This is a genomic window from Pedobacter sp. GW822-FHT03F06 (genome assembly GCF_058801365.1).
This window is the reverse complement of record NZ_JBXANE010000026.1, coordinates 1-1,438: the sequence shown is the minus strand read 5'-3', so window position 1 is coordinate 1,438 and position 1,438 is coordinate 1. Positions and strand designations below refer to the sequence as shown.

Below are 1,438 nucleotides of genomic sequence, written 5' to 3'. Positions count from 1 at the left end.
TAGCTTCCTTGGTATAGAGTTTTGATTGGTAATCTCTGTGATACATCCCCTGTTCTTTCAATGTTGCTGTATGTGCCCCAAGCTGGTGCGAGCTTGTAGCTCGTATCCAAATTAACTTAAATTATATCAATTTCTAATAAACCCCTTTCTTCAGAAAAATCTATTGCACTACTATATTTCCAATGGTAATTTTCTGTCACAAAACCTACCTCAACTAGCTGGTTATAAATATATTATATCTAAAAAATTATGAAAGTTTAGGATTGCGACTTTCTAGATTTTAGAACTATGTTTTTTTTTATTGGTACGAGTTAAAAACTCGCACCAGCACAATTTATCTAATCGCAATCCGCTCGGACTAGCAGGGGACTAGCAGAAGCCCAGCAAAAGAGCCAAGTTAGTTATTTTAAAGCACAAGTCAGCCACCTTACTTCCTCACCAGCTAAGACTTGCGCCAGTAAGGAGCTAGTGAGTGGGGCAATTATGAAAATAATACTCTAGTTCTTTAAAGAAAGAAACCAAGTCTATTTCAAACTCCCATGATTCGTCTTCTTCAAATAAAGAGATTTCAAATATATTCTTGTTTTTGCCTAAGTATACATCATTTATGTCTACCCCTCGCAAGCCAAATCTTATATTATGGTGTTCACGATAATCATACATAATATCTATTAAATGATCATCAAGATCATCATCTGTATCATAGAATGAGTGGACAAGTTTTGCTAGTGATGTGTTATTTTGATTTTGAATTGGACAATCCTCTAAAAGAATATGGTTTTTATTTTCTTTTAGCCAGCTAAGAAAAATTCTAAAGTCCCACTCAATGCTGAAGACTTGTTTAAACAATTCATTATTATCAATAATGACTAATTTTATTTCTCCCCAATTGATTTCAGGATCATGAGTTTCATCATAGGGATATTCTTTTTTTTTAAAAAATAGTCTCAGCTTGTTCATTATTTCCCCTTTATTAATTTATTATATTCTGCACTAGTAATTTTTTTAGAGTTTTTTAATTCCTTTAAAACCGAAGAAGGTGCTTCCGTTCCTTTAATGGGATAACCATGCCAGCCTCCTACATTATCTGGCTGAAACTCATACATTTTACCATTATGAAACCCATATTTTTGTTTACCTCCTTGTTGTGAATTGTTCAGTACTTCGCTAGCGGTACCATTATCCAAATCCATTAATGTTCCCCAGCCAACCTTTTCGTGTTTTTTAGTAGGAGAGTATTTTAGCTTTTCTCCCCATCTAGCGCAAGTCTTAGCACCCCGGCCCAAGCAGCAAACGCCTGACTTGTGCTTTAGTCAAATCAATATATTAATCTCTTAAGAAAATTTAAAGGACAAGTCCCCAGCTGGTGCGAGCTTGTAGCTCGTATCCAAATTAACTTAAATTATATCAATTTCTAATAAACCCTTTTCTCCTGAAA

At 34.4% G+C, this 1,438-nt stretch carries 2 protein-coding genes; both read right to left on the bottom strand.

Translation table 11 applies throughout. The features are described 5' to 3' along the window. Positions 1–465 precede the first annotated feature (465 nt). Positions 466–960, bottom strand: coding sequence for a hypothetical protein (locus AC1RJ8_RS25090; RefSeq protein ID WP_492956262.1), 495 nt, complete (start codon positions 958–960; stop codon positions 466–468). Continuing rightward, positions 960–1,193 (bottom strand): hypothetical protein, encoded by a 234-nt coding sequence (locus AC1RJ8_RS25085; protein ID WP_492956261.1) that lies wholly within the window; start codon positions 1,191–1,193, stop codon positions 960–962. The genes AC1RJ8_RS25090 and AC1RJ8_RS25085 overlap by 1 nt, the downstream gene beginning before the upstream one ends. Positions 1,194–1,438 lie beyond the last annotated feature (245 nt).

What these genes read in the sequence shown, in the direction of transcription:
- AC1RJ8_RS25090 (WP_492956262.1), bottom strand. Translation starts at nt 960, where the DNA reads ATGAACAAGCTGAGACTATTTTTTAAAAAAAAAGAATATCCCTATGAT.
- AC1RJ8_RS25085 (WP_492956261.1), bottom strand. Translation starts at nt 1,193, where the DNA reads ATGGATTTGGATAATGGTACCGCTAGCGAAGTACTGAACAATTCACAA.